This window comes from Pseudomonadota bacterium (assembly GCA_039193195.1).
Lineage (GTDB): Bacteria > Pseudomonadota > Gammaproteobacteria > Steroidobacterales > JBCBZW01 > JBCBZW01.
In genome coordinates, this window is the sequence record JBCCWS010000001.1 from 94,934 (window position 1) to 112,207 (window position 17,274).

Genomic DNA, 17,274 nt, shown 5'->3' on the forward strand with positions numbered 1-17,274 from the left:
CCCAAGGCTCAGCCGGTAACTGCCTTGAGTGCCGATAGCGCTCGCTCGCGCGCCACTTTGTGCGCCACTACCGGCGCCGGGTAATCCCGCCCCAGCTTCACGCCTACGCTCTCCAGCACCGTTGTGGGTGCGGCGGCGGGCTCGTGGATGTACTTGTCGGGCACCGCCGCGATCTCAGGTACCCAACGGCGCACATAGGTTCCCTTAGCATCGAACTTCTTGCCCTGAAGCGTAGGGTTGAAGATCCGGAAGTAGGGCGCCGCGTCCGCTCCGGACCCTGCGGCCCACTGCCAACCGCCCGCGTTGTTCGCGAGATCCGCATCCACCAGCGTGTCCCAGAACCAATCCTCGCCGAGACGCCAGGGCAGCAAGAGATGTTTGACCAGGAATGAGCCGACGATCATGCGCACGCGGTTGTGCATCCAGCCCGTGGTCCAGAGTTCGCGCATACCCGCGTCGACGATGGGGTAGCCGGTCTGGCCCTGCTGCCAGGCGCGCAGGCCCGGCAGGTCCTCGCGCCAGGGGAAGGCGTCGTAGGCGGGCTTGAAGGCCTGCTCGCCGATCGTCGGATAGGCGAGCAGGAGGTGACTGTTGAAGTCGCGCCAGCCAAGTTCGCGCAGATACGCTTCGGCGCGCGGGTCGGCGAGATTGCCGCCCACCTCGTTGGCCACCAGGTGCCAGATTTGACGCGGGCTGATTTCGCCGAAGCGAAGGTGGGCGGAGAGGCGCGACGTACCGCGCTCACCGGGGATGTCCCGCGCCTCGTGGTAGTCCGCCAGGCTGGTCTCCAGGAACCGCTCCAGGGCGGCTATGGCGCCACCTTCGCCCGGGCTCCACTGATCGGCAAAGCCTCCGGACCAGTCTGGCTTGGTGGGCAGTAGTCGCCAGTCGCTCAGCGAGTCGCTCGCCGGGGAGGATGCACAGGGCGTGAGCCTGCCTGGCGCGGGTACCGGCGCCTTCGGTGGATCGGCGCGCAGGCAAGCGCGCCAGAAGGGCGTAAAGACCTTGTAGGTGTCGCCGCCGCCGGTGAGGATCCGTCCCGGTTCGAACAAAAGGCGCCCCGCGAAGCGCTTGACTGAGGCGCCCTGCGCGCTTAGCGCGTCGTTCAGCCGCTGTTCGGTCTCCACCACCCAGGGTTCGTAGCCGCGGCAGCAGTACAGCGCGTCGGCGCCGGTCTCCTCGACCAGGCGCGTGAGCACATCCTCGAAGCCACCGCGACGTAGCGTGAGGGGGATGGCGAGTTGCGCCAGTGATTGCTCGAGGCAGGTAAGGCTGTGATGCAACCACCAACGGCTAGCGCCGCCGAGTGTCCAGGCGCCTGGCGAGTGATCGTCTAGCACGTAGACCGCGATTACCGGTTGCCCGCTCTGGGCGGCGGCGTGCAGGGCTGGTTGGTCGGTGACGCGCAGATCGTCGCGGAACCAGACGACGATGGGTGAGGCACTCATGGCTTCTCCGGTGGTAAGTCAGCGGCGGCGCTATCGAGGATGCGCGTGCGTACATCGCGATGCAGCTGGGGATGGTTGAGGATGCACTGATGGCACATCGAGTCGATACGTACGTTCGTGCCGATGGGTAAGGTGGAGCTTATCGCCGGCACGATGACGAGATCGAAAGGCGTCCAGTAGCACGTAAGAGGGCGTTGGGTCAGGGTGTCTAGATCGTCGTTCAGGCGGGTCAGGAAGGCGCTGCCAGGGCGCATTTGCCGCATGGCGGGCAACGGGCCGAGCCAGGACCAGTGGGTGCCGCGGTGAGGGGCGCAAACGGAGATGAACTGGGCCGTACGCGCGATACCGCCGAGGGTTTGCAGGTAGTAGCGAGCGACGATGGCGCCCATGCTGAAGCCGAGCAGATGCACGGAGCGATGCGCAGGAACATGCTCCTCGACGTGCTCGGCGAGCTGTGCTGCCAGCACTTCCAGGGGTGCTGCTCCATGGTTAGGGACCAGGTTTGGTGCACTGCTGGCGATCCCAGCGTCAGCGAGCACACTCTGCAAAGGGCGGAAGATGCGCCCGCGATCCATGATGCCGTGGACGAGCACTGCAAGGGGGCCTTCTCCCGATGCTGGCGCCGCGTGCCTGCCGCTCAGCTCGCTCACGCCGCTTGCGTCTTCGCCTCGAGGAAGGCCTCGGCGGCGGCGAAGATCATCTCGCGTCGAGTGTCCTTCATTTTGTCCAGGGTGCGCGTCATCATCGATAGGCGGGGATTGCTCGCAAATTGCTTGCGGTGGCGCGCGATGAATCGCCAGTACAGGCCGTCCACTACATCGCACCACTCGCCCTTGCGATAGTCGCTCATCTTCAGCAGGTAATTCGAGCCGCAGATGTAGGGTTTGGTGGCAAATATGCCGCCGTCGCTGAAGATGCCCATGCCGTAGACGTTGGGGCCCATCACCCACTCGGACGAGTCGACAAACATCTCCATGAACCAATCGTGCACGCGATGGGGATGGATCTCGCACAAGGTCATCAGATTGCCGAAGACCATCAGGCGCGGAATGTGGTGCACCCAGCCGAGCCGCTGCAGGTCGCGGATCGAGTCGTCCAGGGGCGGGATTCCGGTGGTGCCCTCGTACCAGTCAGCAGTAAAGGTGCGCGTGTGATTCCAGTGGTTGCGCTCTGCTTGGGTCTCACCGTGATAGCGGTAGATGCCGCGGATGAACTCGCGCCAGCCGATGAGTTGGCGAATGAACCCCTCGATGCTCTGCAATGGTAGCTGGGGATCGTCTCGGTAGGCTTGCTGCACCCGTTCGAGCGCGTCGCGCGGGGTGATCAAGCCGAGGTTCAGCATGGGCGTCAGCACGCTGTGGAACACGGTGGGCGAGCGGGTGGTAAGAGCGTCCTGATAGGGGCCGAACAGGGCCAGGCGCTCATCGATGAAGCGCTTGAGCCAGCTGAGGGCTTGGCGGCGGGTCACGGGGAACCAGAACCGGTGGGCATCTCCTGGGTGATCGGCGAACTCCTTGGCCACCAGTTCGATCACCGCCTGGGTGATCTCATCGAGGCGCCGTCCGGGCACCTCGGGAATGCTCTGGGCTGCCGGCAGCTTGCGCCGGTTGTCCGCATCGAAGCTCCACTGGCCGCCGACGGGACTCTCGCCATCGTCCTCCATGAGCACGCCAAGTCGCTTGCGTTCCTGTTTGTAGAACTCGGCCATGAAGGGGCGGCGGGCACCCTCGAGGTAGTCGGCGAAGCGCGCACGTGGGCATAGGAACATGGGGTTCTCCAGCACCTCGACGGCGAGATTTTGGTCCTCGGCGAAGCGTTGCAGCCGCTGCTCGAAGGGCTTGTCCTCCACCTCGAAGTGGACGAGGGCGGTCGCCTTCGCCCGCTGCAAGCAGGCGGCGAGCTTATCCTCGTAGGGGGTATCGCCATCCACTTCCAGGGTGTGGTACTCCACGGCGTAGCCCGCTTCGCGCAGCGCTTGCGCGTGGTGACGCATGGCGGCGAGGAAGAGCACAATCTTCTGCTGGTGATGGCGAACGTAGGTGCACAGGTGACGGTCCTCGGCCATGAAGATCAGCACCGAATCGACCGCGGGCAGCGCACTGGGTGCGAACAGGTGGTTGCCGAGCAGCGGCATCACGCGGCGAGCGGACGTTGAGGCGTTGCGCTTGGTCACTGGGGCTCCTCGAGGTGGCCGCGCTCGCGCGGGCGCTGATGACTATACAATTTCGTCCTGGGGCGCTGGCCCGTTGCATCGAAGTGGGGGTAGCCAACATGCCTTGTTATCGCGTACGCGCAAGCACCAGTCGCTGGCTTCAGATCGTCATTGGCAGTGCTCTCGGAGTCCTGTGGGCCCAGCCGATGACGGGGGTAGCTGCGGCCGCGGATGCGTCGCCGCCCAGCGCCTCCCGCGAGGCGCGCCCAGCGGCAAGGTTGGACGCGGTGCAGACGCACCTCGTCGTACGCGCGCGAGCCCGCGGCGCAAACTACGTCACCACCGATATGGGCGTGAAGGTGACGCTCAAAGACACGGCCAACGGCGCGATCCTGGCAGAGGGTCTCACGATCGGCAACGTAGCGGGAACGGACCCGGAGCTGACGGCGGCGTTCCGTACCACCCTCTCGCTGACCGGTCCGACGCGAATCGAGGCAAGCCTCCGCGCCCCTCTCAGCTACCCCCACGCGAGCGTCAGCGTCAGCAGCACCGCGTGGGTGCTGCCGGGCAAGCACATCACGGGCGAGGGTTGGGTCCTCGAGCTGCCCGGGTTCGTCGTCACCCTGTTGGAGGTTCCACGCGAGATTGCGCTGGCTGAAGGCGCTGAGCAGACCGTAGAGGTGCTGGCCAAGGTGGTGATGATGTGCGGGTGCCCCACGGAGCCGGGCGGTCGGTGGGACTCGGACGGCTACGAGCTGCGCGCTTCCCTCGTCCAGTCGGGAGTCACCGTGCACGAAGCCGCGCTTGCCTACGCCGGGGAGAAGAGCACCTATGGCACTCGATTACCAGTGCCGGAGGCAGCGGGCCACTACGAGCTGCTGGTCACGGCCTTCGATCCAGCCACCGGCAATGTCGGTGTAGCGAGCGCTCCCCTCGACGTCCTCTGACCTAGAGAAATCCTAGGTTGACGCCGTTATTGATCCGCCAGCGAGCTGCCGCCGCAGGTGAACCCCGCGTCCAGAAACATCATTGAGCGCTAGCTAGCGGCTGCTCTTGTTGGGGCGGTGTCGGTCGCGCTGCTCTCGGGCGCCGCCAGGTTCAGTGCCCAGGCGCTGGTGGGGGTCCTGGGCGCAGCCTCCGGGCCGAAACGCCAGGTCACCCTGGCGTTCGACTGGTGCGGAGGCCGCGCTTGGATCCTCTACTGGATGACCTTGAGGGTCACCCGACGGTTGGCGGCGCGGCCTTCGGCCGTCTCGTTCGAGGCGATAGGCTGGCTCTCGCCGTAGCCGCGTGCGCTCAAGCGATCACCGTCTATGCCGCGGCCTTCGAGGTAGTCACAGACCGCCACAGCGCGACGCTGGGACAGGTTCTGGTTGTACTCGGCGGCGCCACGCGAGTCCGTGTGGCCGTCGCACTCCACCACCAGGTCGGCGTAGCGACGCAGGGTGTCTACCGCACCGTTCAAGGTGCGGACGGAGCTCGGCAGGAGGATGTCCGAGTTGTTCTCGAAGTTCACACCCGGGAGGCTGATCTCATCGCGGATCTCGCAGCCGCGGAAGTCGACGCGCACGCCCGCAGGAGTGTTCGGGCAATCGTCGTTGACGTTGAGCACGCCGTCGCCGTCATCGTCGAGGGAGCAGCCGTCCTCGCCGACGGGGGTGCCAGGGGGCGTGTTCGGGCAGCGGTCGCGATAGTCGGGCACGCCGTCACCATCGCTGTCGAGGGCGCAGCCATTGCTGTCGACTTCGACGCCACGAGTCGTGCCGGGGCAGCGGTCGATGCGATCGGGCACCCCGTCGCCGTCGCTGTCGAGCTCACAGCCGGTGGAGTCGACGATAGCGCCGAGCGGGGAATTCGGGCAGCGGTCGATGTCGTCGGTGACGCCGTCGCCGTCGCTGTCTGCGGGGATCGCAGCGCTGACCTTACCGAACGGGAACATCATGCCGGCGGAGACAAGGATGTCCGTCAGGTTGGCGCCGTCGATCTGGTCGTTGCGCACGCGCACTTCCGTGCGCAGCTTGCCGGGGAAGCTGCCGAGGTTGTACAGCGCACCACCGCCTAGGGAGAGGCTAAGGTTGTCCGTGTCCTCGACGCGAGGAGAGTTGGGCGCCTCGGCGATGTTGGAGTTCAGCAAGCCCACGCCGAACACGGCATAGGGGGCGACAGTGCGTTGCGTATCGCCGATAGCCAGCAGGTCGATGTTGATGCCGAACTGTCCAGTCTCGTTGAAGCCGGTGATGCGCCCGCCGTTGACGTTCAGCTCCATGCCGATGTGATCACCGAGCATGTGGCCGATACCGAACTGGCCGCCCCAGCCGCTGTCTCCGACGCGGTCCGTGTCCGGCTCAATGAATGTGGCCATGGGCGAGACCCACCACTGGCCCTTCTCGATGATCGCATCGTCGGACTGCGCGAGCAGTGCGGGGGAGGCGCCCATCAGCAGTGCCGCCATGCCGGCAGCACACACAAGTTTGTTGACGGAGGAAACGAACATAGTGCGTGGCTCCTGTTTTCTAGTTGCCTATCCGTGCCGGGAACTTTTTTGCAGCGCGCAAGGATAAGGCCTGACCCGTCTGTTTTCCAGGGTTTTACGATTCTTTGCGCCGACGGGCAGCGAGGGCCGTGAGTGCCGAACCGATCACGAGGATCACGGCCCCGGACAGGCTTAGGGCGTCCAGCGGCTCGCGCCCAAGGCGCTCCGGCGTGATCCAGGCCAGGACCTGCATCAGGCCGATGGTCAGCAGGGGAGTGATGGCCAGCACGGCGCTCACTCGGGAGGCCTCCCAATGGGCTAGCGCCTCGGCAAAGCAGCCGTAGGCGACTACCGTATTGAGGCTTGCGAAGATCAGCAGGGCTAGCGTGGCGCCGTCCAGAGCAAACAGCCGCACAGGCTCGGCAAGGGGCAGGAACAGGAGGACCGCGGCGGCGTAGACGCACCACATGATCGCGTCCGAACGCCAGTGATTGAGCAACTGCTTTTGGGCCAGTGCGTAGGTCGCCCAGCTGGCCGCGGCACCGACCACGATGAGCACCCCGTGACCGAACTCGTCGAAGCGAACGATCTCGCCAAGGCGAGCGTGAAAGTAGAGCCCGAGGCCGCCAATCACGAGCGCGAAGCCAATCCACTGCATGGTGCTGAAGCGTTCGCGAAAGAGCGCTAGGCCGCCGAGTGCGAGGAACAGGGGAGCGAGCTGAATGACCACTTGAGCTGCGCTCGGCGTCACGCGCTCCAGGCCAAGGAGGTAGAGGATGTAGTTGCCGCACAAGCCGAGCACCACCAGCAGCAGGAGCACCCGGTCGCCTCCGCGAAGCTCCCAGGGGACTGGCAGCCGCCCGCGCCAGGCAAGCCAGGCACCTACCAGCAGGGCGGATACGGCGAAGCGCAGCCACGTCAGGGTGTAGGCGTCGATGCGCTCTAGCAGTAACTTCAACGCGATGGGCAGGGACCCCCATAGGGTCACCGTGACCAGCGTCAGGGCGAGCCCGAGCTGCCAACGTCCGGAAGTCACGTGCTTGGCCATGGGAGGTACCGATAAGGGGGCTGGAGACGGAGCAGCGCGATTGTACAGGCCGCTCGCTGGGGGTGCCCTGCGTACGCTGCAACCGATGTCGGCTCGGTGGTGGTTTGCTTTAGGGTCGCTTACCATGATCGGCCAGTGGAGTGATCCTGGGACGAGGCAGCGAGCGGAATGAGCGAAGAGATCAGCGGCCGTTACGTCAGCCGCCTTACGCGAGAGACCCTTGCCTTGGTACTCGCCGGCGGTCGCGGCAGCCGCCTCAAGCACCTCACGATCAACCGAGCCAAACCGGCCACGCCCTTCGGTGGTAAGTTCCGGATCATCGATTTTCCGCTTTCCAACTGCGTTAACTCTGGGATTAGGCGTATCGGCGTGCTCACGCAGTACAAGGCGCATCCCTTGATTCAGCATCTCCAGCGAGGTTGGAGCTTCCTGCGCGGCGAATTCGGTGAGTACCTCGAGCTACTCCCCGCACAGCAGCGCGTGGACGGATCCTGGTATCAGGGGACGGCCGATGCGGTCTACCAAAACCTGGATATCATTCGCGCGCACAGGCCTACTCACGTGCTCGTGCTGGCCGGCGATCACATCTACAAGATGGATTACGGTCCGATGATCGCCCAGCATGTCGAGCGCGAGGCGAAGATCACCGTGGGCTGTATTGAGGTCTCCCTAGAGGAGGCGCGCGAGTTCGGCGTCATGTCCGTAGACGATGAGCTACGGGTGAAGGCTTTCACGGAGAAGCCCGCGCAGCCGGATCCGATCCCAGGGCGCACGGACACGGCGCTCGCCTCCATGGGAATCTACGTGTTCGACGCCGATTTCCTCGCGCAGGAGCTGACGGCGGACGCTAAGAACTTCGAGTCCAGCCACGATTTCGGCAAGGACATCGTGCCGCGCAACGTGCCCGACGGCACCGTGTGGGCCTACCCCTTCCGTGACGTGAAGACCCGCGCCCAGCACTACTGGCGCGACGTGGGAAATGTGGATGCGTTCTTCGAAGCCAACCTCGAACTTGTTGGCGTGAACCCGGAGTTGAACCTCTACGATGAGGCTTGGCCCATCTGGACCGAGCAGCGCCAGTCACCACCTGCCAAATTTGTGCTCAACGATCCTGAGCGCCAAGGCGTCGCGCTCAACTCGATGGTCTCCGGTGGTTGCATCATCTCCGGCGCGCGCATCGAGCAGTCCCTGCTGTTCTGGGATGTGCGCGTGGAGTCCTACAGTCGCATCCACCGAGCAGTCATCTTGCCCGGCGTGCGCATCCGTCGGCACTGCCGCCTGAGCAACTGCGTGATCGACGAGAACGTACAGCTGCCGGAAGGCACGGTGATTGGCGAGGACCCGGAGGCGGATCGCGAGCGGTTCTTCGTCACCAACAAGGGTGTCGTACTGGTCACGCCGGACATGCTCGGCGACGAACCAAGCGTCTGAGGAGTGCTACCGGGCGGGTTCATCCGCAAGCAGCTGCCAGCTGACATTCGTCGCTGGACGCTTCGGTTCTACGGGCGCCTTCGCAGTCTCACCTGGTGGCTGTTGCTGGTCTTGGTGGTCCTGCACTTCTCCGTCTGCTACGTCCTGCTCACCGGCCTGGGTGAGCACTCACTCGCCGATCTCGATGTCTTTTGGTACTTCTACGTTACTACTGCCACAACGGTCGGCTATGGAGACTATTCGCCGCAGACTGTCGGTGGTCGCTACGTCACCACCTTGCTGCTCATGCCGGGTGGCATCCTGTTGTTCACTTCCGCCCTGGCCAAGCTCGCCCAGGCCTTCATCGATCAGTGGAGGAGCCGCATGAAGGGCTACGCAGATCTGCAGCACCTGCAGGATCATATCGTCATCGTGGGCTGGCACGGTCGCCGGTCCCAGCGCATGTTCGAGTTGCTCAAGGCGGACCCGAGCGAGGAACGAGCGATCGTCATCCTCGCCAACCTGCCGGAAAACCCTCAGCCCGAGGCGGCCTACTTCGTGGCGAGCAGCTTGCTGAGCGACCCCGAATCCATGCGACGAACGGGCATTGCGCGCGCCGCACTAGTGATCGTCGTCGGGCGCGATGACAACGAGACCTTGGGCGCGTCCCTGGCAGCGGGAGCGCTCAACAGTCGGGCGCATCTGGTGTCTTACTTTATCGACCCGGCGCCCGCCAACATCCTGCGCCTGCACTGCCCGCAGGCCGAGTGCATCGTCTCTATGTCGATCGAGAACACGGTGCGCGCCGCGCAGGACCCTGGAGCCTCGAGGTTGGTGCGCCAGCTCCTGTCATCGCTAGAAGGCAATGCCAACGTTTATCGCATGGCTGTGCCCGGGGGAGCGCATGAGACCACCTACTGGCAGCTATTGGTGCATCTGAAGGAGGAGCACGACGCCACGCTGATCGCCATGGATCATGGCAGCGACGCAGATGGGGTGTTGCTCAACCCAGCTGGCGATACACCGATTCGCGGCGGTGATGAGGTGTTTCTCATCGCGGCTCAGCGCCTCGGGGCCGATCAGGTGCGGTGGGAGTCAGTACTGCGCCCGTCGGTGCCGCGCGACGCCTAGGGAGTCGGGATGCCTCGGGCAGCGTACTGCCCGAGGCGCGGTGGCCTCAGAGCGAGCGCGCCGCCTCTTCGATGGGGCGTACGCCCTCAGCAGTCGAGATGACGATCGACTCGACAGGCTGCTCCTTGCGAGCGTTGACGTAGTCGTTGATGGACCAGGCGCCTGAGCCGGCAGCTGGGGCGCCAGACACCACCCTGCTTGAGGTCTCCCGGGGTAGCGCAGAGCTGAAGTCGTCAGCCCAGGCGTCGCCGAGGGCGGCAAAGAAGGCAACAGAAGCGAGAGCTGCAGGTCCAACGTAGTTCGTCATGAGGTATCTCCTAGGGCGTTTGGGGCGGGCGCGCCGCCTCGATGTGCCTAGGATCAGCTGGATTGAGTCTAAGTGAAAATCGATTGTTTTTATCGATGCGATATCCCCTGGCTATCAGTCACTTCGCTCGCCGGCGCGATTCGCGAAATGCACTTGTTGGGTGGCGGCGGCCGTCGTGCTCTCCCAGGCCCTGCGGGTCTGGCACTGGGTGCTCAGCCATGCACCGAACTATCTTCATAGGTACCGTCGTGCTCCATGGCGTCGCTGATAGACTGCTCTTCGGGTGCAGCGAACTCGTAGATATCGGCGCCGGATAGAACGCTGTCGAGCATCGGGTTGTTGGCCCCCCTCCCCTTGCTCCAGCCGTTCGATACTGCTTGCCACGTAGGCGTCTGCAGGATCCGCGTGTCGGATCTCCGTTTCGATTTCCATGTCCGCGCGGAGGGCAGCCTCAGACGCTGGCCGCACGCTCTCCACCACGGCGAGGGTGCCGGGCTGTGCGCTCGACCGCCTGGGCGATCTCCAGCGCCTTGCCGAGCTTGTCGATAGTGTCGAAGTGCTTGCCGATGGCTTCGGTCTTCTGTGCGAGATCGGCGTAGTGCTCAAGGCGGTGGACCGCGTCGATGGCCATGTCCCAGTCCTTCGCCTTGGCCGCTGACACCAGTGTCTGAAGAGACTAGCTCTGTCCGTGTTTGGCCGCCCACGCCGCCAGATCGTTGAAGGTCTTCGCTTCGCTTGGGACTTCAGGGGGATCGCCAGCCATCTCATGCTCCTGGGTGGCGTTGCGCGTACCTGATTGGGCGCTGAACGGGTGGCAAGCGGCTCACCGAGGCTGCCCGCCATCGACCGTGAGCCAAGCTGGCGTCCGATCACGCCTGAACAGGCAAGGACCCTAGGAGGCCGTTCTATGTCTGCAGCCCAATCCCCTCGCGCCGGGGCACCGTCCATCGTGTATCGCTACGGGGCCCTCGCTTGGGTCTGGCGCGCCCTGATCGCTGTGGCCTTCTCCCTGACCGGTGCGGCCCTGCTCCTGTCCTTCAAGATTGGAGATTGGGGTCTCGTCTACGTGGCTTTGCCTATGTTCATACCGGCCGCCGTCGGCGGCTGGGTCACCGTGACGCGCATCGAGGTCCCCGCTGGCGAGCGCAGCGTGCTCCAGGTCAGTAACCTCCTGGGCGTGCCGAGGCGAATCGAGCGCCGGCGCCTGCGGGGCACATGGAAGCGGGACACGGTCTACGGCACCTATGGGCAGCCGATTCCCGCACCGCGCCTTTGGGTCTGGGTGCGTGGAGGCATGCCCCTGTACCTCGATCTCTTAGCGCCGCTCGTCGATCGCAGCGCCCTCCAGTGCCTGATCAGCACCGGTTCCTGAGCCGATTTCGAGTTCCCCCACGCCTGAAGGAACAACCCTCACACGAATCGACGGAGCTAGATGATGGCTGATGGCAAGACCCCGGATCAGGAACAGGACACCGCCACCGAGCTCGGTCCGAACATGTGGTTCACCGAGTACGGCATGCCTTTCACGACCATGATCCTCGAGGCGGAGGCGGCCGAGCGAAACAACCCGGACACGCCGCCGCAAGAGGAACGCAGCGAACTCGCCCAGTTCATCATCGATCAGGAAACGGCGGTTGCGCGCGATTACCACGCAGGGCTCATTGGCAAGGAGGAGTTCGAGGGCTACAAGGCGGATGCCCAGGACCGCTTCGACAACATGGTCGACAAGCTGAGCACGGAGATCGAGGAGTTTGGTGATGATTTCGAGGACTGGGGCAAGGACTTTGAAGTCTCCGTGAAGGACTTCGCCAACGAGCACGGCGGGGAGATCGAGTCCATCGTAGACCTTGCCAAGACGCGTGAGCTCGAGGCCAAGGACGTCTCCCTGCACCTGATGGCAGATGCCATGGGACTCGGTGTGGACGGCGTGGACGATCTGCTCGAGCGTATGCCGCCTCACCTGCACGATATCGTTGAGACCTTAGGTGAAGAGACTGTGGGCGTAGCCCACCACCTGCTCGATGCGCGCGAAGAACTTAGCTCCGCCGAGGAACACGATCTCAGCCGGGACGAGGCGCGTCTGGAGGCGATCGAACCTGTATTCGAGGCGCAGATTGACGAGGCGCACGAGGGTATCGACCAGGACTTCGACCGCATCGACAACGACCTCGGCATCGTCCAGGACTACGTCGAGGCCGCCAAGGATCACGGTGAACTCAATCCGCAGCTCACGGTGGAGCACATGCCCTACCGCACCACGGAAGACTACGACCTGCCGGAGCAGGTCGAAGATAACACCGGCATCACGGACGCCTAGGCACCCATACCCATGAGCGCTGTAGACTCCACCGTTCACGGCGGCGTAGGTACACGGGTCCTGCGTACTACGAGCTTGTACACCGTGGCCGCTTGGTGCGCCGCGCTCGGTGCCCCAGAGCTGCTGCCAAGCTTCGGCCTCGAGGGCGATGTGTACGTGCGCTGGATTGCGCTCGGTGCTGCCGCCAGCGTGCCGATCGTGGCGCTTAGCGCCTGGTGCTGGGAGCGTGCTTGGCACCGTACTTGCGCAGGCCCAGCGCCGTCGCCCGCTCAGTCACCGACGATCGCCATGGAGCCTACCGTCGCGACCATCGGCAAGGCGGCCATCTCCATGCAATGGCGAGGCGAGCTGCATCACTTCGACCAAGACCTCGTCATCGGGCGTGCCCCGAGCTGCTCCCTGCACCTGGACGACCCGCAGATCTCCCGCCGCCATGCAGCCATCGAGTATCGCCGCGGCCGCTGGGTACTGAAGGATCTCGGTTCGCGCAACGGAACACGCCTCGATGGGCAGTTGATCGACGGCCAGGTGGTGCTCGGTGCTAAGGGCCGGATCGACTTCTACGAAGGCGGTGTGCCCTTAGTCGTGCACACGGGGCTCGGCGGCGCGACAACTGTCAGCGACAGTACTGATTGAGTCGCTCCTCCACAGGTTCCAGACCGCCGGCAACATCGGCTGCAGACAGGGTTGCCCCCGCCCGTTGTAGTCCTCGGTAGAGGGTTTGCGCGTGACGGTAGTAGGGGCAGCCATCGGCCGCCACCCCGTCGGCCGCTGCAATGTCACCGAAATCGGTCAGGGCGATCGCCTGGTCGCGGATCAGCGCGTCGTTTTCCTCCTCATCCTCCGCCAGCTTGCGGAACGTGGCTACGGCGGTGTCGATGCTGCTGCGCGCCTCCTTATGTCGCTCGAGACCGGAAAGCGCCTTGGCGACCTGTTGGTGGGTGAGGCCTAGGTTGCGTCGGTTCTGCGCATCGCCCGGCTCCGCGATGACGAGCGTCTGGGCTGCCGTGCGGCTAGCGATGCCGTAGCGCAGCGCCTCGTCGAATTGCTCGAGGGAGGCGTGCAAGTTGCCTAAGTTGTGATTGAAGCGGATCAGTTGCACTAGGAACTGAACGTTCTCCGGCTCCTCGGCGGCGCGTTCCTCGTAGAAATGTAGGGCCTCGAGGTAGTCAGGGATCGCGGCTTGAGCGTTGCCTGCGTCGGCGTAGGTCTCCCCGCGCAGGCCGTAGGCGTAGGCGCGCTTGCCAGCCCAGTTGCGCAAGTTCTCCCGCCAGTCGGATTGCTCCAGCTGAGGCAAGTACTCGCCAAGCAACCCTAGTGCGTCGTCGAAGTTGCGCGCCCATACGAGCACCTTCACCAGGTCGATGCGAAGGTTCCAGCGTCGACTCTGGAGCGTCCAGTCCGCGTCGCCCAGCCGTGCTAGGGTGCGATCGGCCAGGGTCAGGCCTTCGCGCGCATGTGCCTGCGCCACGTCGGTATCCATGTCGTAGTGGAGCGTGTGGTTGGTGGCGAGCCGCTTGACCCAAACCATCTCTGCCACCGCTTGGGCGTTGTTGGGTTCGAGCGTAATCAGCTTCTCGAGGGCCAGCTCTGCCTTCTCCAGTTGCTCCAAGCCCTTCTGGTTCTGTCCTAGGCTGGAGACCCCGAGCCCAGCGAATACATCGTATAGGCGAGAGTAGTTCGAGCCAATGTCCAGCAGTAGATCCGGTGGTGCGGAAGGGTCGGCTGCGAGCTCATCTAGGAAGCGCTCACCTGTAGCGGCAAGCTGCTCCCGGGCCGGGAGCGTGCCCTGCACATGGGACATGCGATCGTACACGTCGTACAGCACCTCGCGAGCTAGCTGCCGCGCCTGGCCGAAGCGCGCTTCGGCTCGTTGCTGTGCTTCGGTGGCTGCTTGGTATTGCACTAGGGTGACGGCGTAGGCCACGGCGAGCGCCGTGCCCGCAAGCACAGCGCTGGCCACTGCTAGGCGTCGGCGGCGAATGAACTTTCCCAACCGATAGGTAAGCGAATCACCCTTGGCGTGCACCGGGAACCCACTGAGGTAGCGGCGAAGATCATCAGCGAAGGCGGCGACGGAGGGGTAGCGCCTGCTAGGTTCCTTCGCCATCGCCTTTAGCACGATGGCGTCGAGATCACCACGTAGGCGTCCCCAGTCGGGCAGATCGCGCCGGCGTGCCCGCTGGCTAGGGGCATCTGGGCGCCGCTGGGTAATCACCTGCTCGTACTGTGCTGGCGAGAGGCTCTCGGTCTCGAAGGGGCGTTCGCCCGTCAGCATTTGGTAGAGAGCAACCCCCAGCGAGTAGACATCCGTGGCGGTGGTAAGGGGCTCGCCGCTGACCTGTTCGGGGCTTGCGTAGGCGGGCGTCAAGAGCATGGCCACCGTCTCCTCGCCAGTTTCCTTCGGCAGCAGTGAACGTGCGATACCGAAGTCTAGGAGTTTAGGTTCGCCGCCCGCGCTCACCAGCACGTTGCTCGGCTTGATGTCGCGGTGGATCACCAGTGCTCGGTGGGCGTGTTCGACGGCCGAGCAGACTTTCAGGAACAGCTCGATGCGCTCTGGGATGCTCGAGGGATGAGCGCGCAGGTAGACATCGAGGGGATCGCCGTCGATGTACTCCATTACCACGAAGGGCAAGCCATCTTCGGTGGTGCCACCGTCGAGGAGAATGGCGATTCCCGGATGGCGCATGTCCGAGAGAATTTGGCGCTCGCGCTCGAACTGAGCGACGGCCCGGCTGCCGATGGCGGAAGCGCGGATCACCTTGACGGCCACCTTGGCGTCGAAGGCACCGTCGTCGCGCTGGGCGAGGTACACCTGACCCATTCCACCTTCGCCGATGAGCTCGAGCACTCGATAGGGGCCGATGCGCTTGCCCGTGAGCTGTTGCTCGGCGCAGCGCACCATCAGTGTGATCTCCTCCTCCCCCATACCGGTCTCCTGAGCGGCGGCGCTGATCAGGCGATCGGCGCGTGAGCGCAGGAGTGCCGGGCAGTGCGCATCTAGCCAGTTGCCGCGTCGGGCCTCTGGAACATCGAGGGCGCTCTCCACCAACCTCAGCAGTTGTTTTCCCGTGTCATGGGAGTCGGGTTTTGTCATCGTTGATCTACTTCTGCAAGACTGCTTGTAAGGTCGGCGCTGGTTTGCGACAGGCAGTCATTGGAAAAGAGCTTCACAGGCCATGAGTGACATCACCCAAGTGCTCCAGAACTGGTCGCAGGAGTCGTCGGAGGAGCGTGGTCGCGTGGTGGCGGCCATGTACGATGAGCTGCGGCGAAACGCCGTATCCCATCTGCGCAACGAGCGCCACGGAGATCTGCAACCCACTTCGTTGGTCAACGAAGCATTCATGCGGCTAATCAACATAACGCGCATCGACCTGAAGGGGCGAAACCACTTCCTAGGCCTCGCCGGGCGGATCATGCGCGAGATTCTGGTAGACGAAGCTCGCAAGCTGCGTGCCGCCAAGCGCGACCATGGCCTGCAGACCCGCTTCACGGGCGAGCACATGGGCGGCGACATGCCGGTGAGCGACTTGCTCGAACTTGATGAGCTGCTCAACGGGTTGGAGGCGATCGACCCCGTCTATGTGAAGCTCTTCGAAGCTCGCGCCTTCGCCGGCATGACGATCGAAGAAGCAGCCGAGGTGCTGGAGATGTCCCCGGCCACGGTGAAGCGCAAGTGGAAGGTCGCCATGGCCTGGGTGCGCGAACATATGGGCGAGCCTACTGAATGACGATGGCCTGCTCCCAGATCTGAGCGATCTGCGAGAAGGGGACAGGTTGCGTGTAGTACGCCATCGGATCGTTGATGATCAGCATCGGCTCCATGGTGCCAAAGGGTGTCGGCATCCACGCCATACCGCGCAACACCACCACGTGCCCGGAGAACGGTGAGCTTTTTACGGCCATGATGATCGCCTTACCCGCCGCAAGCGTCTGATACAGAGTCATCGGATCCGTAGGGTGTTGCACCGAGGAGTGCCTGCCGCCGTACTCGGCGATCAGGCCCTGAATCTGAGGTAGCTGTCCGGTGACCGTGCAGTTGGCTGGATTGGCGCAGCAGGTGTTGGGGTGCTGGCCGTAGGCGCGGGCCACTAAGGCGCACTGGGGCGGCGTCGCCTGGGGACCGTGCGTGGCCAGGATGATCTGCTGTGCCACCGCCGCCCAGCACCAGACTTGAGTCTCCTGCGGGATGTTCTGGATCGGCAGGTCAACGGGGGGCGGAGGCTGCTGCGCTTGAGTCGGCCCCCAGCCCGGCGTGTGGCCAGGCTGGGAGTAGGGGGGTTGCGCCAGGGTGAGGCTGCTCGCTAGCAGTAGCACAAGGGCGGTGCAACGCGCGATGCTGCGCACGGCCGTGGTGCCCGTCATCACACGGTGATGGCAGCTCACCACTCCCCGTCCGCTTCGTTACCGTCGATGACCACTTCAACGGCCTGATTCCAGCCCGTGTTCGGGCCCTGCGGGCCGTAGCCAGGTGCCTGGGGCCCGTAGCCCGGCGTCTGGGGTCCGTACCCGGGCGCCTGCGGACCTTGCGGGCCGTAGCCCGGCGTTTGGGGCCCGTAGCCCGGGGCGTGAGGGCCTTGCGGGCCGTAGCCTGGAGTCTGAGGCCCGTAGCCGGGTCCTTGCGGGCCGTACCCAGGACCTTGAGGGCCATAGGGAGCGGGCTGCGGGCCGGCGGGACCATAGCCTGGCCCGTTGCTAGGCACGGCGGCGCAGCCGCCGTTGCTGCCCGGTCCCGCCGTGGGGAGCATGCCCGGTGGGCACTGAGAGTAGGCCTGCTGGTTGCCCCAGGGCTGATTGGCGTACGGATCGCCGAGCATCCCCTGCTGCTCCGCCCAAAAGTATCCGCCCATACCCACCGCGATGGCGGCGATGAGGACGATTCGCTGTTGGCCGGTGAGTGTCTTTAGCTTATTTAGGTCCATTGTTTTCGCTCCGGTGTGATGCCCGTTTCCCTAGGCGCACGAGGGGCGCCGATCGGCTCA

17 protein-coding genes are annotated in these 17,274 nt (G+C 64.5%); 7 read left to right on the plus strand and 10 right to left on the minus strand.

The features are described from left to right. Positions 1–8 precede the first annotated feature (8 nt). From AAGA68_00370 to AAGA68_00380, 3 genes are read right to left on the minus strand one after another with little or no spacing between them, the layout of a single operon-like run. Entirely contained in the window at positions 9–1,448 is a 1,440-nt protein-coding gene (locus AAGA68_00370; protein MEM9383487.1) for a deoxyribodipyrimidine photo-lyase, read from the minus strand. Continuing rightward, a complete protein-coding gene (locus AAGA68_00375) occupies positions 1,445–2,098 on the minus strand; it encodes an alpha/beta fold hydrolase (GenBank protein MEM9383488.1) in 654 nt (217 codons plus the stop codon). Before AAGA68_00375 ends, AAGA68_00370 begins: the two co-directional genes overlap by 4 nt. After that, the gene (locus tag AAGA68_00380; GenBank protein MEM9383489.1) at positions 2,095–3,621 is read right to left on the minus strand and encodes a cryptochrome/photolyase family protein; all 1,527 of its coding nucleotides are present in this window, start codon (positions 3,619–3,621) and stop codon (positions 2,095–2,097) included. The genes AAGA68_00375 and AAGA68_00380 overlap by 4 nt, the downstream gene beginning before the upstream one ends. Positions 3,622–3,887: 266 nt before the next feature. Here AAGA68_00380 and AAGA68_00385 point away from each other — a divergent pair, with 266 nt between their 5' ends. Beyond that, positions 3,888–4,547, plus strand: a complete 660-nt coding sequence (locus AAGA68_00385; protein ID MEM9383490.1) for a hypothetical protein — start codon at positions 3,888–3,890, stop codon at positions 4,545–4,547. A 251-nt stretch (positions 4,548–4,798) separates the two neighbouring features. On the opposite strand, the gene AAGA68_00390 is transcribed toward AAGA68_00385, so the two are convergent. Beyond that, positions 4,799–6,094 carry an OmpA family protein gene (locus tag AAGA68_00390; GenBank protein MEM9383491.1) on the minus strand — a complete coding sequence of 432 codons (1,296 nt, stop codon included), beginning with the start codon at positions 6,092–6,094 and terminating at the stop codon, positions 4,799–4,801. A 94-nt stretch (positions 6,095–6,188) separates the two neighbouring features. Next, positions 6,189–7,121 carry a DMT family transporter gene (locus AAGA68_00395; GenBank protein ID MEM9383492.1) on the minus strand — a complete coding sequence of 311 codons (933 nt, stop codon included), beginning with the start codon at positions 7,119–7,121 and terminating at the stop codon, positions 6,189–6,191. A 168-nt stretch (positions 7,122–7,289) separates the two neighbouring features. Here AAGA68_00395 and glgC point away from each other — a divergent pair, with 168 nt between their 5' ends. Together glgC and AAGA68_00405 are read left to right on the plus strand one after the other, a co-directional pair. After that, positions 7,290–8,552, plus strand: a complete 1,263-nt coding sequence (gene glgC, locus AAGA68_00400; GenBank protein ID MEM9383493.1) for a glucose-1-phosphate adenylyltransferase — start codon at positions 7,290–7,292, stop codon at positions 8,550–8,552. Between the two features lie 3 nt (positions 8,553–8,555). After that, the gene (locus AAGA68_00405) at positions 8,556–9,662 is read left to right on the plus strand and encodes an ion channel (GenBank protein MEM9383494.1); all 1,107 of its coding nucleotides are present in this window, start codon (positions 8,556–8,558) and stop codon (positions 9,660–9,662) included. Between the two features lie 46 nt (positions 9,663–9,708). Here AAGA68_00405 and AAGA68_00410 read toward each other — a convergent pair whose 3' ends face one another. Further along, a complete protein-coding gene (locus AAGA68_00410; GenBank protein MEM9383495.1) occupies positions 9,709–9,969 on the minus strand; it encodes a hypothetical protein in 261 nt (86 codons plus the stop codon). Between the two features lie 451 nt (positions 9,970–10,420). After that, positions 10,421–10,600, minus strand: a complete 180-nt coding sequence (locus AAGA68_00415; protein MEM9383496.1) for a hypothetical protein — start codon at positions 10,598–10,600, stop codon at positions 10,421–10,423. A gap of 276 nt (positions 10,601–10,876) precedes the next feature. On the opposite strand from AAGA68_00415, the gene AAGA68_00420 reads away from it, so the two are divergent. Genes AAGA68_00420 through AAGA68_00430 form a run of 3 tightly spaced genes read left to right on the plus strand, consistent with a single transcriptional unit; the run spans position 10,877 to position 12,922 of the window. After that, positions 10,877–11,341: a hypothetical protein gene (locus tag AAGA68_00420; protein ID MEM9383497.1), complete on the plus strand. Its 465-nt coding sequence runs from the start codon at positions 10,877–10,879 to the stop codon at positions 11,339–11,341. Between the two features lie 60 nt (positions 11,342–11,401). Continuing rightward, positions 11,402–12,286 (plus strand): hypothetical protein, encoded by an 885-nt coding sequence (locus tag AAGA68_00425; GenBank protein MEM9383498.1) that lies wholly within the window; start codon positions 11,402–11,404, stop codon positions 12,284–12,286. Positions 12,287–12,298: 12 nt separating this feature from the next. Continuing rightward, a complete protein-coding gene (locus tag AAGA68_00430; protein MEM9383499.1) occupies positions 12,299–12,922 on the plus strand; it encodes an FHA domain-containing protein in 624 nt (207 codons plus the stop codon). Here AAGA68_00430 and AAGA68_00435 read toward each other — a convergent pair. Continuing rightward, positions 12,903–15,386 carry a serine/threonine-protein kinase gene (locus AAGA68_00435; protein ID MEM9383500.1) on the minus strand — a complete coding sequence of 828 codons (2,484 nt, stop codon included), beginning with the start codon at positions 15,384–15,386 and terminating at the stop codon, positions 12,903–12,905. The genes AAGA68_00430 and AAGA68_00435 overlap by 20 nt on opposite strands. Positions 15,387–15,468: 82 nt before the next feature. On the opposite strand from AAGA68_00435, the gene AAGA68_00440 reads away from it, so the two are divergent. Next, a complete protein-coding gene (locus AAGA68_00440) occupies positions 15,469–16,023 on the plus strand; it encodes an ECF-type sigma factor (protein ID MEM9383501.1) in 555 nt (184 codons plus the stop codon). On the opposite strand, the gene AAGA68_00445 is transcribed toward AAGA68_00440, so the two are convergent. Next, on the minus strand, positions 16,013–16,678 hold the full coding sequence (locus tag AAGA68_00445; GenBank protein MEM9383502.1) for a papain-like cysteine protease family protein: 666 nt from the start codon (positions 16,676–16,678) through the stop codon (positions 16,013–16,015). The genes AAGA68_00440 and AAGA68_00445 overlap by 11 nt on opposite strands. Beyond that, positions 16,675–17,214, minus strand: a complete 540-nt coding sequence (locus tag AAGA68_00450) for a hypothetical protein (GenBank protein MEM9383503.1) — start codon at positions 17,212–17,214, stop codon at positions 16,675–16,677. Before AAGA68_00450 ends, AAGA68_00445 begins: the two co-directional genes overlap by 4 nt. Between the last annotated feature and the right edge of the window lie 60 nt (positions 17,215–17,274).

Bases quoted from the DNA above. Each gene is read 5' to 3' on its own strand.
- AAGA68_00370 (MEM9383487.1), bottom strand. From the start codon at position 1,448: ATGAGTGCCTCACCCATCGTCGTCTGGTTCCGCGACGATCTGCGCGTC.
- AAGA68_00390 (MEM9383491.1), bottom strand. From the start codon at position 6,094: ATGTTCGTTTCCTCCGTCAACAAACTTGTGTGTGCTGCCGGCATGGCG.
- AAGA68_00395 (MEM9383492.1), bottom strand. From the start codon at position 7,121: ATGGCCAAGCACGTGACTTCCGGACGTTGGCAGCTCGGGCTCGCCCTG.
- glgC (MEM9383493.1), top strand. From the start codon at position 7,290: ATGAGCGAAGAGATCAGCGGCCGTTACGTCAGCCGCCTTACGCGAGAG.
- AAGA68_00410 (MEM9383495.1), bottom strand. From the start codon at position 9,969: ATGACGAACTACGTTGGACCTGCAGCTCTCGCTTCTGTTGCCTTCTTT.
- AAGA68_00415 (MEM9383496.1), bottom strand. From the start codon at position 10,600: ATGGCCATCGACGCGGTCCACCGCCTTGAGCACTACGCCGATCTCGCA.
- AAGA68_00420 (MEM9383497.1), top strand. From the start codon at position 10,877: ATGTCTGCAGCCCAATCCCCTCGCGCCGGGGCACCGTCCATCGTGTAT.
- AAGA68_00425 (MEM9383498.1), top strand. From the start codon at position 11,402: ATGATGGCTGATGGCAAGACCCCGGATCAGGAACAGGACACCGCCACC.
- AAGA68_00430 (MEM9383499.1), top strand. From the start codon at position 12,299: ATGAGCGCTGTAGACTCCACCGTTCACGGCGGCGTAGGTACACGGGTC.
- AAGA68_00435 (MEM9383500.1), bottom strand. From the start codon at position 15,386: ATGACAAAACCCGACTCCCATGACACGGGAAAACAACTGCTGAGGTTG.
- AAGA68_00440 (MEM9383501.1), top strand. From the start codon at position 15,469: ATGAGTGACATCACCCAAGTGCTCCAGAACTGGTCGCAGGAGTCGTCG.
- AAGA68_00450 (MEM9383503.1), bottom strand. From the start codon at position 17,214: ATGGACCTAAATAAGCTAAAGACACTCACCGGCCAACAGCGAATCGTC.